The organism is Sulfuricurvum sp. (assembly GCF_028688295.1).
Taxonomy (GTDB): domain Bacteria; phylum Campylobacterota; class Campylobacteria; order Campylobacterales; family Sulfurimonadaceae; genus Sulfuricurvum.
The window spans coordinates 1-19952 of the sequence record NZ_JAQTYM010000041.1; the positions used below are offsets into that span (position 1 = coordinate 1).

A 19952-nucleotide genomic window follows, 5' to 3' on the forward strand; every position below is an offset into this window, starting at 1 on the left:
TACAAGATAATATTGTATTATCTTAGTATTAATACCAAAACGAAGCCATATTGTGCATCAACATTGCAAGCAATCGCTCCATATGGCTAAAGTGTATTATCTATGTTATATATAAATTTATAGTTTGAATTATGTCATTAATATTGACTATAACCATATTTATAGCTATTATACTTCTACTATAAAGCAGTAAAGTAATACTAAAAGGAATTTATCTCATGAGTAATGAAAAAATAGATCGTAGAGTCGTTTTAGAGAGCAATAGTCTCGAAGAATTGTCAAAAATCGCCAATTCACTTGATTTAGAGAAATCGATCAATGAACGGGAAAGAATGGGTGCGGCGATTGAAAGTTTGCTCGAAATCAAACGCTTGTTCGATAAAGAGTTCATAGAATTGGATCAAACCTCTAAAGAGCGTATCCATACCATGATCGGGTTTGGGGAATACGGATCGAAAGAAGAAGTAGTTACCTCATCAATCGAAAAGTTGTTTGCCGAACATCGGGAAAAAATAATCAAGAAGATTGAAGCACTTTAACAAACCGATGAGATGTAATTTTCTTTGAAGACTAATACATACCCGTTATGCAGATTGATCACCGTTCCATCATGTTCCGGAGTTGCTTCTTTGATACAGATGTAGGCCTTATTGATGATATAGTGACGTGACTCGCGTTTTACAATATGGTCTATCGTAGAGGGATCACTTTCATTTACCTCTATCTCGTAATCGGGAAACATCGATTTAAAAATTCGCGTCACTGTTTTTGGTGAAAGTTCTCGTGACTGCGTGCGATAGAGATTTGGGTTGTCTTGAGGGTAATATCGCAGTTCACCCACTTTCATATTAGCGACAGTGCCCTTCAGATGTTTATCGCCATTAACATAGCCGATTTGTTTGATTTCATAATTCATTTTTTCTGCCTTTATGAATAAACCGTAAGTGTAAAATACTTTATTTAGCCCACTTAAAAAAATGGCATTTTGCAAGATACTCATAAATTGTGAATTCGGATAGTCAATAGCATGGTTTCGTATTGTGATGTAAATATTTTTTCAGAAAAACAGCATGTTTTCCTGAAAATATTGATGTGCTTGATAGATGTAATCTTTCGCATTCTTGGTACTTTAACACATACATCGAAGTAAAAATGGGGTTGTTTACTTTTCTATAACGATCTCATAACGTACATTGCGTCCATTGGTCCCCTCGATCTGTCGAATACATCCGATTTCAAGAAGCTGAGTAATATCTCTAGATGCCGTCGTCGATGCTGTATCGGTGATTGTCATGTATTTCTTTTTACTCAATGAGCCTTGAAAATTCTCAGCACCCATGTCGAGAATTTTATTGAGCACTTTGGTTTGTCGTGGATTAAGACCATACTCTCGATATTTATCCCAAAACGCTGTTTTTTGAACAATGTAGTTCAGCTTCTTTTTCGTATCGATGAGTGCGATATGCAAGGTCGTAAGAAACCATTCACACCACTGGGTGATATCCAAATGGTTTGATTCTTTATGCACATATCCCGTCGTTTTTTCCAACGCATGATAGTATCCGTTACGGTCATTATTGATAGCACTAGACATCGAATAAAGTCTTGAGATGCTCGATCGTTCTATCTTGGATAAAACCAGATCGGTAATCGCACGTCCGATTCTCCCGTTACCATCATCGAACGGATGGATAATGACAAACCACAGATGGGCTATACACGCTTTGATTAAACTGGGCGGCGTGGTATTGAACCATTGCAGATATTTTTCCATCTCATTTTCGAGAATGGATCGTGGAGGTGCTACATAGTAGGTCTTCTCTTTGCCTGCCGCTCCGCCGATGACCTCCATCGGCTCTTCGCCCCTAAAGGTTGCAACATTGATTTTTGATAACCCACTGTATCCTCGTGGAAAAAGAGCGTTATGCCATCCAAACAATCGCTCCAGTGTTAAAGGCTGATCATAATTGGTATTGGCATCGATGAGAATCTCGATGAGATAATCGGTACTCTCATCCCGTTTTGAGGCATCGATACCGGACAGTCCCAGCTTTCGAGCGACAGAGGCTTTGACACTGTCACGGTTAAGAATTTCCCCTTCGATCGCAGAGGTACTGATTGCTTCGCTCATCAGTGCTTCGAGTTGACGCTGAGCGATGTTGTCACTGTCCATTGTTTGGGTCATGGCAATAAGATACCCCTGCCCTAACGACACCTGCTGCATCAATTGCTCAAGTCGGGTTAGATCGTAGGTAAAATGGGGATAAGCTTCTTGCTCCCATATCCAGCGTTTCATACTCTTTATTGCCTTTTAGTCAATCGATTTGATTTAAGTGGATTGAATTATTAAGATAATCATACCATATTTAGTATGATTATAGTTCGTAATCGCCCCTTCTTTTGATCAATAACTGATCTCTATATCTTTAACAGCTAACGAAAGTACTATGCTGAATTGCTTCAAAAAATAAGACTCCTCCATGTACATAAGATTGAACTGTGGTATCAGGTGTTCGGTGCCCTAGCTTATCAGAGAGTTCTAAAAGTTCATACGGGTAAGAACTTCCATTTGGGAAAAAACGTTGACATTGGTATGTTGCAAATGAGTGGCGCAGAGAATGATAAGTACAATAGCGTTTTGTTACAGATTGAATTATCTCATTTATGTACTCAAAACAACTTACATTGATCGATTTGTTCAAAAAACCGTTATACTCGGAAAGTTCAAGAAAAAGAAAATTCGATTTTTTATCCAGCTTTGATCTCATCTCTAAAAATTCAGTAAAAATCTTTAAATGCTGTGGATTCTCAATATCAACATCAATCCTTCTTTTTGAACTGATTGTTTTCAATTTGAATCCTGTCTTTTTGATTCCTTTACTGTTGATATCCAAATGCAGTCTGTTTCCGTAAAGATAAATGTCTTTTAATAGCAATGTTGACACTTCCTTCAAACGGACCCCACAATAAAATCCAAGTAATACTATTACCTTCAATTGGTTCAGATACAGTTTGTGTTGCTTCCCAATTTTTTGAATTTGTTTCCAGGATTTGTATTTTTCCTCGATCTCGTCAATGATGCCATCAATTTCTTTTTTAAATACCAATGATTTTGGATAAAAAGAACTAGCTACATCAATCGTGATACCCTTTTTAGAATAATATTTGAAAAAACGGTTGATCTGTGCCTTTATCTTCTTTACTGATGTACTTTTATATTCTCGATTATCAAGCCGATTGCTAATTCTGAAAACTTCATGCTCTTTTATCGCATAAAAATTTTCAATCATTCCAAATAAATGTTTATTCAACAACCAAATATAATTCTTGGCCGTAGAAAGGCGTATGCGTCTTTTCTGTGTCAAATCAATTAGATAAATCAAATATTCATAAATCATTTCCAAATGCGGTGAATCACTGAATTTTAGTGCTTTATGCAGTTCAAACAAAGCATTTTCGATAAGCTCTTTTGGAGGCATATTGTCTTTATGTCTTAATAGCGCAATAAGGTCATCCAGTTCGTAAATATCAAACGTAATGACCTGCCAGTCCATTTCATCGTCCGGATCAAGCGGAGCCGGTCTTGCCAAGGCAGACTGGATTCGCTTGATTTCATCTTTCATCAGTTCTTGAGACACCGCTCCAGGAAACATCGCATCAATATCTGCTAACGACAACTGCACAGGTGTTACCGTTCCAGTACGAAGAGTTAAAGCAAATGGTGAGCTTAAATACATATAGCGGATTTTGGTAAGCTGCCGAAGTTCACCGATGCTAATATCCTGAATAGAAGATTTAGCCCTGTTAACGTTCACATTATTTTCATATTTATCAATATTTTTAAAAACCGTTTCACCAGTATTGGTAATACGGAAACGCACCTTTTCAAAAAGCCCTGAAACAAATTCATCCAGCAAAACAGTTTTATAAGGCTTAGGACCTCTTGTATCGACACCGGAAGCTAAAAAACTTTCCTCATAAATCACCAATACAACCTTACCTGAAGGAGTAAATACAAGATCTTTCCAGCAGATTTTTTTTAAGACCGAGGATGTGAAGGGTATAATGTGAAACAGCCGCAAATAACCATATATCTGCTGCAAAATATTCGAATCTTCGCGTTCAATTTTACAATAAGTTTCATAAGCATTGATAGCCTTATCAATTTTGTCCAATTTTGAATAGGATTTTGAGAGGAGTGCATTATGATTTGGATTGATTGACACCAATACAAGATTTCTGGGCAAATAAGATACTGATGATTTATGGATCAGTTCAAATTTCTTAAGACGCTTAAATTCACGATAAAGCATTTTGTCATACGTGGTGTGTTCCGCATCTGACTTTGGTTTTAATTGCTGATTGGCGAGATCTATGAATACTTTTAAAAATTGGATATCAAGTTTAAATTGGCCAGAAACTGTTTTGACAGTTTCCTGTTCATTCTTTAGTGCAATAAGCAACAAGCTTTTAAATTGCCCGCTAATGGAAGGGTGTTTGGCTATTTTGGACCTTAAAGTGTCATATGCTATGGAAAAACTATCGGTTGTATTCATAACTTGTCTACTCCATAGATTTGAGCGATATGTTGCAGCATTTCCCTTGTTGCACTGATATATTCACGCAGATTCATGGTTGAAAATATCCCTTCTTGTTCTCCACCGCTTATATAGTGTCCAAGAAGAGCTTCTAGATAGAAACTATTGAAATTATGCTCGATCGCATACTTGGTGATTATGTGTCTGCCAGTATTTAAAGGTACATGAGTAATAAACTTCTGAAGATGTTCAGGAGCTCCATAACTGTCCAAAAAATGAAGTGCTTTTTTTTCGCTGTATGGTTCAAGTTTCTCATCAACGATAAACATCACTTGTGTCACTTCAAATCCGAGGTCTTGTGCTATTTTACGATAACGCTCGATCAAGTTTTCAGCAATATCACATACGGGAATAATACGTGTGCCCGTAGAGATTGTTTCGGCTTTTTCACTGATCCTGATGGTATGCATGGACATAAATTCAAATGAATCAGATTTGGAAAACGTTCTCGTTCCTAAAGTGATCGATAGTGCAAAACGTAGTGCAATCGAATATATATTAAATTCGGCTACAGGACTTATTTGCAATCGTATAAGCCTATTCATATCGTTAAAAAACTGAATGGATTTTTGAATCTCAAGAACCCTGCTGGTACCCGCATATTCTGGCTTTACGGTTATTGAGAGTGCCGGTCTGAACAATTCTGGTGAAATACCTAGTAATTTGCAGACACTTTCATGCAAGTCCAAATCGATGTACATTTTCTCCATCATCTCTGAAAATGTTTCTGATCTTTTGAGCGTGGATGCATAGGCCAATCTTGATTCATCGCAGCTTTGATATTTTCCTACGCAAAACAATACACTCATATCTTCAATGGATTGTTCTCGTCTATATGTCGCAATGATTCTCCAGATATGTTTGAAATTGATTTTTATTTTTTTAGGGAATGTCTTTTGAAGCGATACCATAAAACCGATATATTCATTTGCCCATTTCTGACTTGTCAGTTGTGTAATTTCTTCTTCATCTAAAGCAAGTATCTGACTTTTTTGTCTTGACCAAAACATACGATACAGATGCGGAAGCCTATAGAAAATTTGCTTTTTCCCATTAACTAATAATTTTGAATCTGTTTCTTTCGAAAAGAGCTTAGGATCGATCATGACTTCGATTTCGTTCGTTTTATGATCATATTTAGCGATATTGTTGTTTTGCAAAAAAACACCTGTCACCGTTCTATGATAATCATAACCAGTAATAAGGGAAGTCAAAAATACGGACCTGAAAAAATCTTCCCTGTTAAATGCGTCATCCATTTTATTGCCAAAAACATGTTTGATAAACTCTTTCAAATGCTTTTTTGGAGGCACTTCGTAGTCACTCTTTAGCAATAGTGAGCGCTTGGTAATCTTCGCAGAAAATGCTTTATTTCTGTTGCGCTGCTGTGCAGCGTTAGGGATCGTATCCCGCTCTCCTAATATAGGGTCAGGATAAGCTCTTGTTCGTTTGGTTTCATTGTTTTTTTGTTCTATGGCTTCTTCACGCGTTGAAGGTTCAACCGGAATACTTAGATTTATCGATAAAGATCTGTTAAATGGTTCTACAACAGTATATTGTGATATTTTTTTGGATCTCTTTCCGCCATATCCTTGAGAAGGTTTGTCTTTGTAGATTAGTCCGCGCATTTTTTCGTGATTTTCACGGTAACTCGACATATAATGGCGAAGGTTATTATTAACCCCTTTCTGCCTCGTTTTTCCGGCTTGTGTTTTTCGGCTCGTTCTAAAGTGCCATTCGCCAATGTTATGGGAAATGCTGTCATAGCTGATGTAAAATGAAGATGTGCCTCCATCTTGGATTCTAAAGGAATTGGCCTCAATCAGATCATTTTCAAGAACATTATAAAAATTAAAAAGCCAATCGTTATCATTTTTATTAAAATAGACCTCTTCAAGGTATTCTTTATCGTCTTTGTTGATCAATGTCTCTTTTTTAATATATATCCCCGATAACAATTCAACTCCCCGTGTAACGCCACGGGCAACGTCATGATAAAATTTATCGTCCCTTTTATCAGCAGATTCTACTGATTCCTTTTGTCTGTATGTCAATTGATCGAAATGAAACTGAAACAATATTTTTGCCAGATTTTCCGGCATCTTATATTTCATCTCTTCAAATGAAGCATTTTGTGGCCAATACCAATATAAAGCATAATAAGCCCATGTCAATGGACTGTGTTGTATTACATTTGGAGCATGCTTCATGGTCTGCTGTAAAACGCCCTTATTTTGCTGTTTAACTATGTCAAAATATATTTCTTCCAATAATCGCATAAATAAAGGGGCGGGTCTGTCGATACCGGATAGTTTCAATACTTCATTGATCAGATTCTCATGTTTGTCAATAGCCGATCGGAATACAAAAATTGCTGCATATATCAAATTGCCGAGCAGCTCATCTTTTTGATAATCAAAATATTTGCTAATCTCTATTGGGATATTCTTTTGCATTAAGACTCAAGATATTGACTGATTGGTCTTGATATCAATGTGCCATTTTCGTGCATAAAATTTATATTCTCATCCGCTTTTTGATAGCGCTCAAATAAGTATAAAAATGCCTTGTCATAGTCTTTACTTTCTTTTAAAAAGAAGCCTCCAACTTTATCAGGTTTAAAGTATGGCCTTCTATTCCCTTTAAATTCTGTGTCTTCATGATTGCATTTGAATTCAATACAATTTTTTCCAACGTCAAACGCAATCATATTTTTACTGCTTGGTTTCTTTTTATTTTTGGAATTAGTCATCACCACAAAATGTTTTTTACCACAAATGCAGCATTCATAGCGATACACATTATTATTCATGTCATCTGTCACTAATATGTCTGAAGGCTTTTTAATATATTGAAGTTTTGGATAAACATATTCAAACTGCGGAGGCTTGATTCGCAATAAGGGATAGGTAACATATTTGATAAATTTTTTCATAAAGAGCTGCCCATATTTCTTGGGACTTAAATCTTTCAATACAGCTTCTATTCCTTGATAGTCTATATTTCCAGACGTAATTTTTTTTTCTCGTTCTTCCTGCCAAAAATCAAGAAAAATCAATCTATCTAACCAAGAACTTATTCGGACATCATCATCTACGTCAATGATTACCCATTTTATCTCGATTTTTTTTTGAACATCTTCACTAAGAGATTTTAAATATCTGAGTGTCTCTAGATTCTCCGAATAGTATATATATGTAGAATAATTTATAAATTCAGCAGAATGGTGTGATCCATTTAAACTGCCTTTTTTGGCATAAAAAATGATTGGCTTACTGATTAAAATAGTTATAAATTCAGGACTAATGTTATCAACAAATTTAAATTCTTTGTTTTGTGAATATATAAAATTCAATGAAAAAGTTTTTTGAATTCCTTCGATGACGGTTGATAATTTTTCCGTTCCGGTGACTACCTTCAAGCTTAATCCATATTCAGAAATAAAATATATACTTTTTAAAAATACATATTTTACTTTAGCTATCTTATTTTCGTATAAAGATTGTATTTTACTGCATTTTGTAATAAGTACCATCAAAAACAAGCCCACTAAAATACAGATCACCCTAATCCTCAAATTGATATTCCTCTACTACTTTATATAATACTATTTTTAGTATAAACCACACATGTTTTAAATCTATTTAGATACTTTATTTCTATTTATTTATTATAAAAGCTCTTTTTAGTGCTATAATTACTTTTATATACAATTTTGGGAGGGATTTGATGCGTTTTTCACTGTTAAGCGATGAAGAGATACTCAAAGAACTGGCACATCGCGTCGATCGAAGACGTCGTGAAAAAGAACTCAGCGATGCCGAACTGGTTGTAAAAAGCGGTACCAACCTCGCTACTCTCAAACGCTTCCGTGCTAACAAGGGGACGATATCTCTAACCAGTTTTATCCGAATTCTCAGAGGGTTGGGTGAACTCGATGCACTGAATGCACTTTTGGAATCAACCCAAACATTTAGCCCTGCACAACAAATCGAAAAACCGCTCAAAAAGCGGATCACTAAAAAGAAATCCAAACCCTCCAATTTTGCTTGGGGAGATGAATAATGGCTACACCGATTATTACTGTAACACTTTGGGGAAAGACCATTGGCTATTTGGGTTATGCTCCTGGACAAAATGAAATAGCGACGTTTGAATACGCACCTGATTTTGCAACCTCAGAGATTCAACTCTCACCCTTGGAGATGAAATATCCTCCTATGATACACTCATACCCATCAATCAGTCAGCGAACCTTTCATGGACTGCCCGGAATATTTGCCGATTCGCTTCCTGACAAATTCGGTAACAAGTTAATCGATCGTTTCTTTGCCGACAATGGGTTATCCCCATCCGATATCACCGCACTTGATCGTTTGGCGTACATCGGCAAACGAAGCATGGGTGCGTTCGAATATGAGCCCTCTAGCAACGATGACATGGCTATGAATGGAGGAAGCCTCAACATTCATCATCTTAATGAACTAGCAAATATGGTGTTGCGCGAAAAGAGCGATTTTAATCATAAATTATCCACCGCATCGCATGAAGAGATGTTAGCTCTTATCCGTGTAGGATCGAGCGCCGGAGGGGCAAGATCTAAAGCATTAGTAGCTCAAGACGCACAAGGGAGATTTTATGACGGTACCTTGGATGCAGGTGAGGATAAACGCTATTGGCTTTTGAAGTTTGATTCGGATGATAACAGCGATAAAGATCGCAAAGATCCTAAAGGGATGACTCGAATCGAATACATCTATTCCGTTATAGCCAAAGAATGTGGAATCGATATTCCCTCAACAACCTACATCACCGATAGTGATGATTTTCATTTTATGATCGAGCGGTTTGATCGTGAGATTGTTGATGGCAAGGTACGCAAAAAGCACTATGCTTCCTGGGCAGGCTTGCGACATTTCGATCGAGATCATGTGGGTGTCTACTCGTACGAGCAGTTGGTCATGACCTGTCGAGAACTGGGCTTGGGTCAGAATGAACTCAACGAGCTGTTTCGTCGCGCCATCTTTAACATCATCGGACGTAATCAAGACGATCATGCCAAAAATTTCGGCTTTATGATGGATCGTCGGGGCGTATGGTCACTCTCACCTGCGTTTGATATGACCTATGCGTATGACCCGCTTGGAAAGTGGACCGCACAGCATCAAATTTCACTTTCGGGTAAACGAGATCAATTTGAGCGAAACGATCTTTTGGCTTTTGCATCGAAGTGCAGCATAAGCGCAAAACATGCTAATGAAATGATTGATACCTCTCTGGAGGCTTTTAGTCGTTTTACACAGTTAGCTAAAGAGTATGAAGTGCCGAGTGAACTTTCCAAGCAGGTTGCCGGATCACTCAGAGTTAATAGCTTATAGTTCTTTATCTTCGATTTTATGGGTTATTGACAAGTCGTTCCTCAATAATCCTTGCACACTCCGCATCATCCGCCATCTCAATCGCATAATGCTCGATTGAGAGTTCAATGGCACGTTTAATCTGATACGCTTTTTTTTCATCCCCCGAAAAGGCTTCGATCAGAAGATCAACCGCTGTATGCGGCATCGTAAAACGCCATTGATGCTCGTCGTATGATTCGCCGCAGCGATCTGTATCCTTTGTATGGGAGGTTATAAAATTACCTCTGCGAACATGGCGTATCTGAGGGTCCTCTTCACCCTCGTAAATGCAAAACGGCTCCTCATTTTTGTGGTTGTGCTGTTTTTTTGGCGTCCGCTTATAGCGGATGACGTAGATTATCGCTCCCAGCAGTGCTATGATATTTAGCGCCATCCAAGTATTACTCATTTTCGTATCTCCTTAATTGTTTTGATAAGATTGGTTTTGGGAAAGACTGTCTAAAAAAGATCCAATACCCTTTTGGAAAACTCACATTCGGGATAAAAGATAATGGCAGCGGCCGTAAACGCGATTGTAAATAAAAAAATTGCCACCCCAAATTCTTCTATGCTGTGCACCCCTACCCCAGCAATCAATGCGGGGATAAAAAAGATCAAAGCACTCATCCATTGTTTAATGTGCATCGGTTTGTGTATCCCTTTTTGAGTTTGGCACTTATCAATAACTGCATTGACTCGGCTGCGGCTTCTGCATTGTCATATATCTCGCGAATCACACCGGTTGGTTTGAGTTTTTTGATGGAGCCGTATGTGCGAACGACCATCCACTCTCCAAAAAGATTGGGGATCAATTCAAGGGTGTAATAGCGCACCCTCCCCTTAACGCTTCGTATCATGGTCGTTTTCATAATCGTTCTTCTGCGAAATTGCATCTTTAATGTCACTTGCTTTGGATACATCTTCCATTAAATGACCTCCATTTCTGGATTTTTGGTACGCATCGATCTGCTCTTGAGCAATACCGCTCTCACAATATCCCCGTTTCATATCCTTGTTGTTGAGATATCGCCCGATTAAACCCAATAAACCGATAATGGTCAATATCGCGGCAATGATAGTTGTAGGATTGATCTGTTCATCGAATCCGTAGCTTTGTCCGTATTGATAGATGGCCAGGCCATAAATTTGTACCAGTACCAGCAGTGTCCAATAAATCAGTAATTTAGATATTCTTTTGCTCATGATCTGCCTTCTTCATGTACTCTTCACTTGTCTCATAATAATCTCCCACAAACTCATTCCACTCTTTAAGCTCCGGATCGGTTTTATAGAGTTCCGCCATCTCTTCAGCACCTTTGCGTATTTTTTCTTTGCGCTCTTCACGGGCTTTGGTTTTTGCGAGTCTCTCACTCAGTTGTCGAAACATCCAAGCCATCCAACCAAAGATACCGATCAGCATACTCGTTCCAATAACGATCTGTGTTGACACACTGATGCAATGGGGTTCATCCTGATGGAGAATTTCACATTGATCTTCAAGGATTTCGACCCCTATATTGCCTTTAAAGAGATAGCCCCCTTTGTGCTCCCACCCTTTTGCTGTAGAGATGAGAAGCGGATGAGCAGAATCATCTTTACAGATGATCTCCCCTCCCCTATCAACGTGATTGCCATAAAAATTCAGCCGATCGTGACGACTGCAAATATCATCTCCCCAGACCATAACTAAAAGTAAAAACAGCCCAACAATCGGTACGATCATCTCTTTGAGAAACGTTACGCTCACTCCACCCACTAAGAGTATCAGTCCCATCAATGCCATCATATCCATATCAAAGTGACTCATCTTTTCCCCTTTATGCCGCAATCGGCGCTTTAAAAGTCTTTTTTTCGGCTTCCTCAAACCAGCTCATATCAAACCCGCTCGCTCTGAGCAGTTCGTCGTAGAGTTTTTGCTTATAGCATTGAATATGTCTGAATCGCTCAGATAACAGGCGATGGAGGTTTTGGCTACCGGCAAAGAGCAATAAGGCAATAATCTTCTCATTCACCTCTTTGATGTTTTTGGGATAAGGTTTCATCATCGGAGCCGTACCGCTGATGGCGCATAGGTATCCATAGGTTTCACCCCGTGTGAGCGGCATCAATGCACTCACTAACGCTTCATCGCTAATCTGGGAAGCATGGATGAGAATCTGTTTCGTCCAGTTGGCATTTTTTGCGTGTTTAAGTCGAACGTTGCACGCCAATTTATCCACCTGCTTCAAATAATCGCGTTTCATCCACAGAAACTGTATTTGATCAAACATCTGAGAAAAAAACGCTCCGATACTTTTCGTGTCAATCCCCATGTTGTCATAGACAAAGACGCAGTTGCGGTGATGGTGCGCTATAGCATGCTCTATTGCTTCGATCAGAGCGAACTCTTCTGCCTCAAGTACATTCATAGCGTGGACAAAAACACTATGGCTTTGGTTCGTATAGAGGTTTTTTACCCCTATTCCCACCTCTTTGGTGAGGTGGTCATACGATGCATCACTGAGATATATGACATTATTTTCCATGGGGTGTCTCCTCCTTTTGGGAGTGTTCTGCATGCTTTTCCTCTTCATGCATCGTTTTAAGATCCCGTATACACTGACGGCTTTGCTTTAAAAGGATCCACAGTGTGAGAGACATAGAGATCACCATAAAGAGCAAGCTTGCTGCCAATAGCCATTTCATCGCTATGGCCTGCCCCACTCCCACACTTAAAACTAAATACCCGACACTGATTAGATAAAGTCGTTGACGCCGTTCATGTATGATAATCCGTAGCATCAAGACGCTAAGTCCCCAGTAAAAAAGACTTAGAAAAACGATATTACTCAGCTCTTGCGTCATCTTTTTCCTCCTCAACACCCAGCGTCACCGCCCGCAGAATCATCAACACTCCCATAACAGTGACTAAGACCATCCAATACGGAACGCTTGATGGCTCTGGAAAAGGTTTTTCAATCACCCTACACACTCCAGGATCATTAATGATCACATCCCCTTTCACAAATCCGGTCCCCTCTTCATATTTCCACCCGCTTAAGCGATCGACCCTAACACTCTCCCCTCTCCATAAACCGCATGACAATGCCCTCCCCTCATGAAACTGCTCCATCAAAAAACGCTCCCCTAGGTAATGTGTGTGGTTACTGTAGGCAATAGTAAATACTCCCACAATCACCACCATACCGACAAAAACAAACTCAGCCCCTCTTCCATAGAGGATAAATCCAGCTCCTATGAGCAGCAATATGCTCAACAGCCATACTTCGCCGGTACTGGTAACCAACATTTCAGGATGCATCTCATCGCTCCTCGTAAGTATGAGAGATCACCGCAGAGCGCTCATGGATACGATAATCTTTGTACTGACACAGATAGACACTTCGAATTTCACGTTTCAACACGCCACATACGTTGTACCAGGTAAATCCGAAAAAGCTTTTTTTATGGATTAGCTCTTGGGGGTGAAGACACAAAAGCTTTTCATAATCCAAGCCCATCCCTTTATGCTCAGTGTAGAGGGTCTGCTCTCCTTCAATCTCATATCGCTCTTCTACGGAGTCGTACCGAAGTATCGCATCACGGAAAATTTTATGCTGCTCGTCACATGAGACAAAATAAAAACGCTCTCCCTTAGGGTTGATGAGGATCTCTTTTCTCCCCTCATCAATGAGTAGATCGATATCGCTAAAACATACATGGCTCATGAAATCTCCTTTTTATTTGAGTTAAAATAAACGTACGTTTATTATTTAAGACATTATATACTCATATATAAACAATGTCAACGCTTTATATACTTATATGATTATATTAAATCACTTATTATTACTTATATGTAAATTTATGACATTTTGCAAAGTGGGTAGTCGGAAGTAGTAGTATTTGTATGAAATAAACGTTTGATTAGTAATAGTCTTATTAAATTCACAAATAAGACTTTTTAAGTCATTTAGTAAACATTTGAGGTGATTTAGATAGAATTTTATAAACAGCTATGTATTAGAGAGAAAATGGACAAATACGCTTTTAACGATCTTCTCAAAACCGCCGGTCTCTCCAAGAAAGAGTTTGCCGAAATTCTTGGAACCACCGGCGGAACGATTAGCAACTGGGGTAACGAGGGACGAGAGATCCCTTATTGGGTTGAATCTTGGCTTCATCTCTATATTGAGAACCAACACTGTAAGCAGATCAAAGAGGCAATAAGCAAAAGCGGCGTATGCGATTTAATGGATAAAAAATCCAAGTGAACTTTCTAACCTTTGACACATTTATCTCGATTCCGGTACTGATAGCCTTCTATTATCTGGGAGCATTGATGATCCCTGCCCTGCTTTGGATTAAACGACCATGGGTTATCAAAATAGCCGATGCTCTGATGCGCACATTTCCCATTACAACCTCACGACTGGTTCTGGGGTTCATGATTTTATTTGTCGGGTTTGAGATCATGTGGCGTATGATGTTTGAGATACTTATCGGGTATTTCAAGATGATTGAGTATTTGCAGCATATGGCTTCTTGAGACTTAAAATTACGTCTACTAAAACCCTCTCATCCATCTAGGTACCATTGTGCCCTCCCCTGCTCTCAGTGCATTATCAACTTGAGTAATCAATTTTTCAGAGTTCTTAAAAATCGTTCCGGAGATATGAACGCCGTATTTGATAATAATGTAGGTCATTTAATGGGGGAAATTTATTGGTTTATACTACGTGAATTCTCGATATTTACGTCATTTCACGCTATTTTTATAGCCATTTACATAAAAAATGCAGACCTATAAGTTACCTATTTTCCTTTGTTAGGGTATTTTGCGTAGGTCAAATAATGTACTAACTTTTTTTATGTAGGTCAAATAATGCCAGCAATTCAAAAATGTAGGTCATTTAATGGAATAAAAGCCTTTGATCGTTATTTCCTAACTATTATTAACTAAGTTCTTCTCTGTAAAAGAAATATATGCCATTTAATGATTCAAAATTACTTTTTTCACTTCATAACCAGTTTCTTAACATACACAAATTCATCATATTCTCATAAATACCTGTATTTTCATAAGTATTTATTATTGCTGTGTCGGTCATTTAATGGATAGTGTCGGTCATTTAATGGGATTTAGGGATAAATGTCGGTCATTTAATGGATAGTGTCGGTCATTTAATGGATAAAGTTCCCTATTTTACGGGCTTTGAGTTTTTCCTCTATAGAGTATTATAGATTATATAGAAATCTATAGTAGGGGGGTGAGGCTTTTGTGCCTCCCCTCCCCCTATTTTGAGAGTAAAGACTGAAGAGGAGCAGAAAAAGTGATTTTTGCATCTTCTTGTTTTCGATATAAAATTTTCTTGATCTTTTTTCGTCCAGATTCAGTTACTTCTTCTTCAAGTGCAGAAATACCAAATTTTTCCAATGTGTCTATATTGGATTCAATTTCACGACGAGCAGTTCTTATGGCATTTTCGCTGTCTTGAGGGTAACCTACTGTTGTTAACAGAGCTTTTATTTCCATCTTTGAAGCATCCTTGTGTGTCCAAAAGAAACGGACAATCGCTCTGAGTAATGCGCTTTGAATAGTTAACAACTTATCTAACTCATCGATATAACCGATAGTCAATTGTCCTTCAATGTAATTTCTATATTTCGAAGAGAATACAATTTTAAATTCTCCTGTCTCAGGAATTGCACCATCATCTTCGAGAATTTGAAATGCATAATATTTTTTACTGTGGTCTTCCATTTCTATGGACGTATTACGGATTTCTCGAATCTTTGTCCGTAGCCAAGTATGGTTTGAACCGGCTGTATTTCCGTATCGTTTTAAAACATCCGTTTCATTAAAAAATACAGCAACGCTGCCGCCTTCCAATTCTTCGATATTATTAGCAGATGCAAAAATACAGTCTAGTAGATCTCTGTGAACTTGCGTTAAAATATTACCTGTAACAAGAACTTTACCCCACGATGTACTAATTGCACGAGAGCGTTTGTTTTTAATAAAATTTTTGTAAATAAGACTTGTAGAAGAAACTTTTTCAATGGGTGCCCATAGTCCGGTTCTAAGTTCTGAAACAGAAACGTTAGATCGTTCCATTTTTGAAATAATATCAATCTCAAATTTACTTTGATTCGGGGAATCTTTTCTTTTTGCCATCTAATCTCCAATAAATACTGAATTGAATCGTTCCGAACGACCGAGAGTAGTTGAGTTATCTTGATTAGGGAAAATTTGTCGTTCAACTTCGCTTGATTTTAAAATTGCACCAGCATTATAATTATCTTTTGCTAGACGAACAAGTCGCATATGTAATTTTGATTCATCTATCTCTTTCTCTTTGTTTCTTATGCGATCAACTTCATAATGAAGGCGTGCTGCATCAACTATAGCCCCTGCTCCACGAGAGCCAGCAGTTCCTTTTGTTGAATGATGAATAAAGATAATAGTTTTCTCGTTTTTTCCTGCATATTCAGTAAATAGCTGCATGAAAAATCGAGCATGTCCATTATTATTTTCATCACCTCCAAAAAAAGCAATAAGTGGATCAAGAATAATTAAATCGTAAGGGTCAAAAACTTTTTTCATATCATGCCAAATAGGATCCGTTGTTACTTTATTTCCAATGATATTTAGTAAATGTGGAGTTGCGTCATCTGCAATATCTATTTTAAGATTTGGCACAGAATTGTCAAGTACTCCTGATAAAATTTTATTTAAACGTGATTTTGAAAGAGACTTTGGATCTTCTGAAAGCCATAAGAATGCCTTAGATGATTTATTTTGAATACAAAAACGTGCGGCAATTTGTAATACGGTCCAAGTTTTTCCAGATCCCCCAGGTGCAGTAACTAATGAAACAGTGTTTCGAGGAATAGGAAGCCAATCTTTTAGAATGAATTCAACTTCTTTTTCTTCAATTTCCTCATGATTTGTAGGATGTGGTAATCGTCGATCTATACTCATTCCCTCTTCAAGTGCTACAATTAATTCTTTGGCCGCATTTATTGGATCTTCTGCTTGGGCAGCTTTTTTAAATTGTGTTGATAATCCCAAAAGAGTTCTTCTATCTTTATATTTTGCAAGTTCTTGGATATAAGGAGTAATGTTAGCTATCGGGTTGGCAGTTAGAACTTCAACCATTATTCTTTCATCAAATTGCCCAATTCGATTTAGTTCAGATCTCAAAAATTCTTCATCAATAGGTTTATCCATTGCAGTTAAATTGATCATAGCAGTATAAATATTTTGATGGGCAACAAGATAAAAATGGTCACGTGAAAGTTGATTCGATATATATGTAAAATCACTAGGATTAAAAATAATAGAAGACAATATAGATCTTTCAAATGGAATATTGTAGATCTCTAACTCGTCATTCATGATTTCCCCTATTTACCTATATTCACTTGATTGTATTATATCCAAAATTGCTACATTGAAATATGTTCAGTGTTTCCCGGGGAAACAGTTGAATAAGCATAAATTGATTACGTACTTTTTGAAAATATAAATTAATAAGTAAAGAAACATCATATGAAATATTAGGTGACTACTAAAAATATGAAAAAATATTGGTATAATCATTTTGAGAAATCTAAGATGCTATATTTTTTTAGAAAACTTTATGAGTTTCCCCGGGAAACACTTAAAAAAGGACATATATTTATGAGGTCAAACATAATCACATTGGCTCATCAAAAAGGCGGTACAGGAAAATCAACATTGGCATGGAATGTTGCTATAGAACTCGGACTGAACTATAAAAAGTATGGATTTAAAGACTTTGTATTTGTAGATCTAGACAATCAAGAATCTGTAACCATGACAAATAGACTCAGAATGCAATATGGACAACAACCGCTTTATATAACACGTTTTACGGATCGAGAGGGCGAACAATTTCGTGATTTTATAAATGAAATAGACGATGAGACTTTAGTGGTCATAGATTCTGGTGGGTACGATGCAGACTTAAACCGTCTTGCTATCATAGCAAGCGATTATGTTATTACCCCTGTGTCATCTGATTATATGGAGATATTTGGACTTCAAAAATTTAAAAATATTTTAGCGGAACTTTCAGCGTTAAAAGGGGAGGGCGAAACTGTAAAAGTGAATGTCCTTTTAAATAAAATTGATCCAAAAGCTAAATCATTTGATGACATAGAAGAATTTATTAGAGAGACAAAATATTTTAATTTGATGGAAACTGTAATAAGGTTTCGATCGGATTTCAAGCATTCAATTGGATATGGTTTTAGTGTTGCAGAATTGGATAAAAATAGTAAAGCTACCGCCGAGGTGAAAATGCTTATTAAAGAAATTGAAACGAAAGCAGGGCTGATAAATGGCAAAGCGTAATAGAATAACAGCAGAACTATCCCAAACGATAGCGGAATCTGCACCACTTGTGAAAATGGTACCTAAGCAAATCACTATTGATGGATCAGAAACACACGCTGATATAGAAATTTCTAAATTGGATCATAACCCGTTTCAACCTCGTATAGAAATGGATTCAAATGAACTCTCTGAATTGGTTCAGTCCATCGAAAAAAATGGACTTTTGCAACCAATTTTGGTTACATCTAATCAGAATGGCAAATATACGATTTTGGCAGGACATAGGCGTGCAGAAGCATTTAAAATATTAGGAAAAGAAAAAATACCTTGTATGCTGAAAAACGATGTTTCAAGACAAGATATGGCTGTTTTTGCAATAGCAGAAAATGCTGTTCGCGTAGATTTAAATCCTATTGAATTTGCAATTTCTATGCAACATCTACTTGATGAAGGTGTTGTGGAAAGCCAAAATAAGTTAGCAGAACATATAGGATTGTCAAAGGGGCATGTTTCAAAAATAATGGGTATTTTGAAATTACCATCAAATATTATAAAAATGGTCAAAGAAGATAATTACAATATCGTTTATATTCTGTCTATTTTAAATAAAGTGGCTCCAGATAAAATTAAATCAGCCTATGAAGAAATAAAGTCTTTAGGTAGAGATGATGCTGAAAGTGTTTTAAAAACAAAATATTTGAGTAAAGGTAAGGACACAGCTGCTTTACCAATTTTTAAAGCCAAACAGACAAAAGATAAAATCAAAATTGATATTAATATCGCTGGCATGAATGAAGCCAAGCTAGTGAAGTTGAATGATGCTATTAAAAAAATGATTGCAGAATTTGAATAAAGAGGGGGTTTTACAACTTCCATGAGAGTCTCAACGGTTATGAAAGAGAGTATCGCCTTTATCTACGATCATGTCCTCCTTGAAGAGAGGGAACACCCTTTGCTAGAACGTTACGCATGATACGATTACTCAAAAAGCTGTTTGGCAGACGCAGTAAATCTTACAAAGAATACCACATCACCAACCTCGCATTTGGATGCATAGAGTAGGGGAGGGGGCAATGGCTACAATCGATGAATTTCGAGAGGAAGTGATTGAAACACTGTGCGAACTCGCTGGATGCAGTGAAGACGATGCCCAAGCCATAGCAGAGGAAAAACACTCCGATATCGAATACGGCCATAAATACCGTCTCAGCCCAGCCATTATCGCGGGGTCTATTTTGGGAATAAACGATTGCTGTGTCCCAAACCAACCCCCAAAGAGCTGAGCTTTGCAAAATCGCTATAGCGGTGACCTATAGAGCACAAACAACCCTTGAAGCTTCCAATGTATCCTCTCGTGATCGTTTTTTAGCGTCCTCAGAGCGATGAACGAATAATAAACAACTCTGTGTTGCAATAAATCGTTTCTGAGCCTTAGAGGTGTGTTATCATTGCGCTAATTAAACATCCATAAGAGAGGAAGACCATGCAGCAACCTTTTATGGCGTATGAAAACGATACGGACGGATTCACTATCGGTGAACTCCAAATTAAAAACGGTATGGAAATAATAACGATTGAAGGTACTCTCGAAATCACCAAAGACCGACAAGG

At 37.5% G+C, this 19952-nt stretch carries 24 protein-coding genes; 8 read left to right on the forward strand and 16 right to left on the reverse strand.

Annotated elements, in window-relative coordinates:
• The first annotated feature begins 218 nt into the window (after positions 1–218).
• Positions 219–539: a hypothetical protein gene (locus tag PHR02_RS08970; protein ID WP_299991268.1), complete on the forward strand. Its 321-nt coding sequence runs from the start codon at positions 219–221 to the stop codon at positions 537–539.
• On the opposite strand, the gene PHR02_RS08975 is transcribed toward PHR02_RS08970, so the two are convergent.
• The 5 genes from PHR02_RS08975 to PHR02_RS08995 all read right to left on the reverse strand — a co-directional run bounded on the left by PHR02_RS08975 (position 536) and on the right by PHR02_RS08995 (position 8163).
• On the reverse strand, positions 536–916 hold the full coding sequence (locus PHR02_RS08975; RefSeq protein WP_299991270.1) for a hypothetical protein: 381 nt from the start codon (positions 914–916) through the stop codon (positions 536–538). The genes PHR02_RS08970 and PHR02_RS08975 overlap by 4 nt on opposite strands.
• 246 nt (positions 917–1162) lie before the next feature.
• A complete protein-coding gene (locus PHR02_RS08980; RefSeq protein WP_299991272.1) occupies positions 1163–2296 on the reverse strand; it encodes a DUF4172 domain-containing protein in 1134 nt (377 codons plus the stop codon).
• Positions 2297–2426: 130 nt separating this feature from the next.
• Positions 2427–4556 (reverse strand): site-specific integrase, encoded by a 2130-nt coding sequence (locus PHR02_RS08985; protein ID WP_299991274.1) that lies wholly within the window; start codon positions 4554–4556, stop codon positions 2427–2429.
• Positions 4553–7054, reverse strand: coding sequence for a hypothetical protein (locus PHR02_RS08990; protein ID WP_299991276.1), 2502 nt, complete (start codon positions 7052–7054; stop codon positions 4553–4555). The genes PHR02_RS08985 and PHR02_RS08990 overlap by 4 nt, the downstream gene beginning before the upstream one ends.
• Complete coding sequence (locus tag PHR02_RS08995) at positions 7054–8163, reverse strand: hypothetical protein (protein ID WP_299991279.1); 1110 nt, start codon at positions 8161–8163, stop codon at positions 7054–7056. The genes PHR02_RS08990 and PHR02_RS08995 overlap by 1 nt, the downstream gene beginning before the upstream one ends.
• Before the next feature lie 164 nt (positions 8164–8327).
• On the opposite strand from PHR02_RS08995, the gene PHR02_RS09000 reads away from it, so the two are divergent.
• Positions 8328–8663: a transcriptional regulator, XRE family protein gene (locus PHR02_RS09000; RefSeq protein WP_299991282.1), complete on the forward strand. Its 336-nt coding sequence runs from the start codon at positions 8328–8330 to the stop codon at positions 8661–8663.
• Positions 8663–9976 (forward strand): type II toxin-antitoxin system HipA family toxin, encoded by a 1314-nt coding sequence (locus PHR02_RS09005; protein ID WP_299991285.1) that lies wholly within the window; start codon positions 8663–8665, stop codon positions 9974–9976. The genes PHR02_RS09000 and PHR02_RS09005 overlap by 1 nt, the downstream gene beginning before the upstream one ends.
• Before the next feature lie 16 nt (positions 9977–9992).
• Here PHR02_RS09005 and PHR02_RS09010 read toward each other — a convergent pair whose 3' ends face one another.
• The 9 genes from PHR02_RS09010 to PHR02_RS09050 are packed head-to-tail and all read right to left on the reverse strand — an operon-like array spanning position 9993 to position 13704.
• The gene (locus PHR02_RS09010) at positions 9993–10406 is read right to left on the reverse strand and encodes a hypothetical protein (RefSeq protein ID WP_299991288.1); all 414 of its coding nucleotides are present in this window, start codon (positions 10404–10406) and stop codon (positions 9993–9995) included.
• Positions 10407–10456: 50 nt separating this feature from the next.
• Positions 10457–10642, reverse strand: a complete 186-nt coding sequence (locus PHR02_RS09015; protein ID WP_299991291.1) for a hypothetical protein — start codon at positions 10640–10642, stop codon at positions 10457–10459.
• Entirely contained in the window at positions 10621–10866 is a 246-nt protein-coding gene (locus PHR02_RS09020; RefSeq protein WP_299991294.1) for a WGR domain-containing protein, read from the reverse strand. The genes PHR02_RS09015 and PHR02_RS09020 overlap by 22 nt, the downstream gene beginning before the upstream one ends.
• Positions 10838–11200 carry a hypothetical protein gene (locus PHR02_RS09025; RefSeq protein ID WP_299991297.1) on the reverse strand — a complete coding sequence of 121 codons (363 nt, stop codon included), beginning with the start codon at positions 11198–11200 and terminating at the stop codon, positions 10838–10840. The genes PHR02_RS09020 and PHR02_RS09025 overlap by 29 nt, the downstream gene beginning before the upstream one ends.
• The gene (locus PHR02_RS09030; RefSeq protein WP_299991301.1) at positions 11181–11804 is read right to left on the reverse strand and encodes a hypothetical protein; all 624 of its coding nucleotides are present in this window, start codon (positions 11802–11804) and stop codon (positions 11181–11183) included. Before PHR02_RS09030 ends, PHR02_RS09025 begins: the two co-directional genes overlap by 20 nt.
• A gap of 10 nt (positions 11805–11814) precedes the next feature.
• Positions 11815–12522, reverse strand: coding sequence for a hypothetical protein (locus tag PHR02_RS09035; RefSeq protein ID WP_299991304.1), 708 nt, complete (start codon positions 12520–12522; stop codon positions 11815–11817).
• A complete protein-coding gene (locus tag PHR02_RS09040) occupies positions 12512–12841 on the reverse strand; it encodes a hypothetical protein (protein ID WP_299991306.1) in 330 nt (109 codons plus the stop codon). The genes PHR02_RS09035 and PHR02_RS09040 overlap by 11 nt, the downstream gene beginning before the upstream one ends.
• The gene (locus PHR02_RS09045) at positions 12822–13298 is read right to left on the reverse strand and encodes a hypothetical protein (protein ID WP_299991309.1); all 477 of its coding nucleotides are present in this window, start codon (positions 13296–13298) and stop codon (positions 12822–12824) included. The genes PHR02_RS09040 and PHR02_RS09045 overlap by 20 nt, the downstream gene beginning before the upstream one ends.
• A 1-nt stretch (position 13299) precedes the next feature.
• A complete protein-coding gene (locus tag PHR02_RS09050) occupies positions 13300–13704 on the reverse strand; it encodes a hypothetical protein (protein WP_299991312.1) in 405 nt (134 codons plus the stop codon).
• A 306-nt stretch (positions 13705–14010) separates the two neighbouring features.
• Between PHR02_RS09050 and PHR02_RS09055 the strand changes: the two genes are divergently transcribed.
• Together PHR02_RS09055 and PHR02_RS09060 are read left to right on the forward strand one after the other, a co-directional pair.
• Positions 14011–14250: an XRE family transcriptional regulator gene (locus PHR02_RS09055; protein WP_299991314.1), complete on the forward strand. Its 240-nt coding sequence runs from the start codon at positions 14011–14013 to the stop codon at positions 14248–14250.
• Positions 14247–14525: a DUF4282 domain-containing protein gene (locus PHR02_RS09060; protein WP_299991316.1), complete on the forward strand. Its 279-nt coding sequence runs from the start codon at positions 14247–14249 to the stop codon at positions 14523–14525. Before PHR02_RS09055 ends, PHR02_RS09060 begins: the two co-directional genes overlap by 4 nt.
• A gap of 747 nt (positions 14526–15272) precedes the next feature.
• Here PHR02_RS09060 and PHR02_RS09065 read toward each other — a convergent pair.
• Positions 15273–16154, reverse strand: a complete 882-nt coding sequence (locus tag PHR02_RS09065; protein WP_299991317.1) for a hypothetical protein — start codon at positions 16152–16154, stop codon at positions 15273–15275.
• Positions 16155–17378, reverse strand: a complete 1224-nt coding sequence (locus PHR02_RS09070) for a DnaB-like helicase N-terminal domain-containing protein (protein ID WP_299991319.1) — start codon at positions 17376–17378, stop codon at positions 16155–16157.
• 165 nt (positions 17379–17543) lie between these two features.
• Here PHR02_RS09070 and PHR02_RS09075 point away from each other — a divergent pair, with 165 nt between their 5' ends.
• From PHR02_RS09075 to PHR02_RS09085, 3 genes are all read left to right on the forward strand, one after another.
• The gene (locus PHR02_RS09075) at positions 17544–18359 is read left to right on the forward strand and encodes a ParA family protein (protein WP_299991321.1); all 816 of its coding nucleotides are present in this window, start codon (positions 17544–17546) and stop codon (positions 18357–18359) included.
• Entirely contained in the window at positions 18346–19194 is an 849-nt protein-coding gene (locus tag PHR02_RS09080) for a ParB/RepB/Spo0J family partition protein (protein WP_299991323.1), read from the forward strand. Before PHR02_RS09075 ends, PHR02_RS09080 begins: the two co-directional genes overlap by 14 nt.
• Before the next feature lie 220 nt (positions 19195–19414).
• Complete coding sequence (locus PHR02_RS09085) at positions 19415–19624, forward strand: hypothetical protein (RefSeq protein ID WP_299991325.1); 210 nt, start codon at positions 19415–19417, stop codon at positions 19622–19624.
• Positions 19625–19952 lie beyond the last annotated feature (328 nt).

Coding starts and splice junctions, on each gene's coding strand:
- PHR02_RS08970 (WP_299991268.1), top strand. CDS start 219: ATGAGTAATGAAAAAATAGATCGTAGAGTCGTTTTAGAGAGCAATAGT.
- PHR02_RS08975 (WP_299991270.1), bottom strand. CDS start 916: ATGAATTATGAAATCAAACAAATCGGCTATGTTAATGGCGATAAACAT.
- PHR02_RS08980 (WP_299991272.1), bottom strand. CDS start 2,296: ATGAAACGCTGGATATGGGAGCAAGAAGCTTATCCCCATTTTACCTAC.
- PHR02_RS08985 (WP_299991274.1), bottom strand. CDS start 4,556: ATGAATACAACCGATAGTTTTTCCATAGCATATGACACTTTAAGGTCC.
- PHR02_RS08990 (WP_299991276.1), bottom strand. CDS start 7,054: ATGCAAAAGAATATCCCAATAGAGATTAGCAAATATTTTGATTATCAA.
- PHR02_RS09000 (WP_299991282.1), top strand. CDS start 8,328: ATGCGTTTTTCACTGTTAAGCGATGAAGAGATACTCAAAGAACTGGCA.
- PHR02_RS09005 (WP_299991285.1), top strand. CDS start 8,663: ATGGCTACACCGATTATTACTGTAACACTTTGGGGAAAGACCATTGGC.
- PHR02_RS09010 (WP_299991288.1), bottom strand. CDS start 10,406: ATGAGTAATACTTGGATGGCGCTAAATATCATAGCACTGCTGGGAGCG.
- PHR02_RS09015 (WP_299991291.1), bottom strand. CDS start 10,642: ATGCACATTAAACAATGGATGAGTGCTTTGATCTTTTTTATCCCCGCA.
- PHR02_RS09020 (WP_299991294.1), bottom strand. CDS start 10,866: ATGAAAACGACCATGATACGAAGCGTTAAGGGGAGGGTGCGCTATTAC.
- PHR02_RS09025 (WP_299991297.1), bottom strand. CDS start 11,200: ATGAGCAAAAGAATATCTAAATTACTGATTTATTGGACACTGCTGGTA.
- PHR02_RS09030 (WP_299991301.1), bottom strand. CDS start 11,804: ATGAGTCACTTTGATATGGATATGATGGCATTGATGGGACTGATACTC.
- PHR02_RS09035 (WP_299991304.1), bottom strand. CDS start 12,522: ATGGAAAATAATGTCATATATCTCAGTGATGCATCGTATGACCACCTC.
- PHR02_RS09040 (WP_299991306.1), bottom strand. CDS start 12,841: ATGACGCAAGAGCTGAGTAATATCGTTTTTCTAAGTCTTTTTTACTGG.
- PHR02_RS09045 (WP_299991309.1), bottom strand. CDS start 13,298: ATGCATCCTGAAATGTTGGTTACCAGTACCGGCGAAGTATGGCTGTTG.
- PHR02_RS09050 (WP_299991312.1), bottom strand. CDS start 13,704: ATGAGCCATGTATGTTTTAGCGATATCGATCTACTCATTGATGAGGGG.
- PHR02_RS09055 (WP_299991314.1), top strand. CDS start 14,011: ATGGACAAATACGCTTTTAACGATCTTCTCAAAACCGCCGGTCTCTCC.
- PHR02_RS09065 (WP_299991317.1), bottom strand. CDS start 16,154: ATGGCAAAAAGAAAAGATTCCCCGAATCAAAGTAAATTTGAGATTGAT.
- PHR02_RS09070 (WP_299991319.1), bottom strand. CDS start 17,378: ATGAATGACGAGTTAGAGATCTACAATATTCCATTTGAAAGATCTATA.
- PHR02_RS09080 (WP_299991323.1), top strand. CDS start 18,346: ATGGCAAAGCGTAATAGAATAACAGCAGAACTATCCCAAACGATAGCG.
- PHR02_RS09085 (WP_299991325.1), top strand. CDS start 19,415: ATGGCTACAATCGATGAATTTCGAGAGGAAGTGATTGAAACACTGTGC.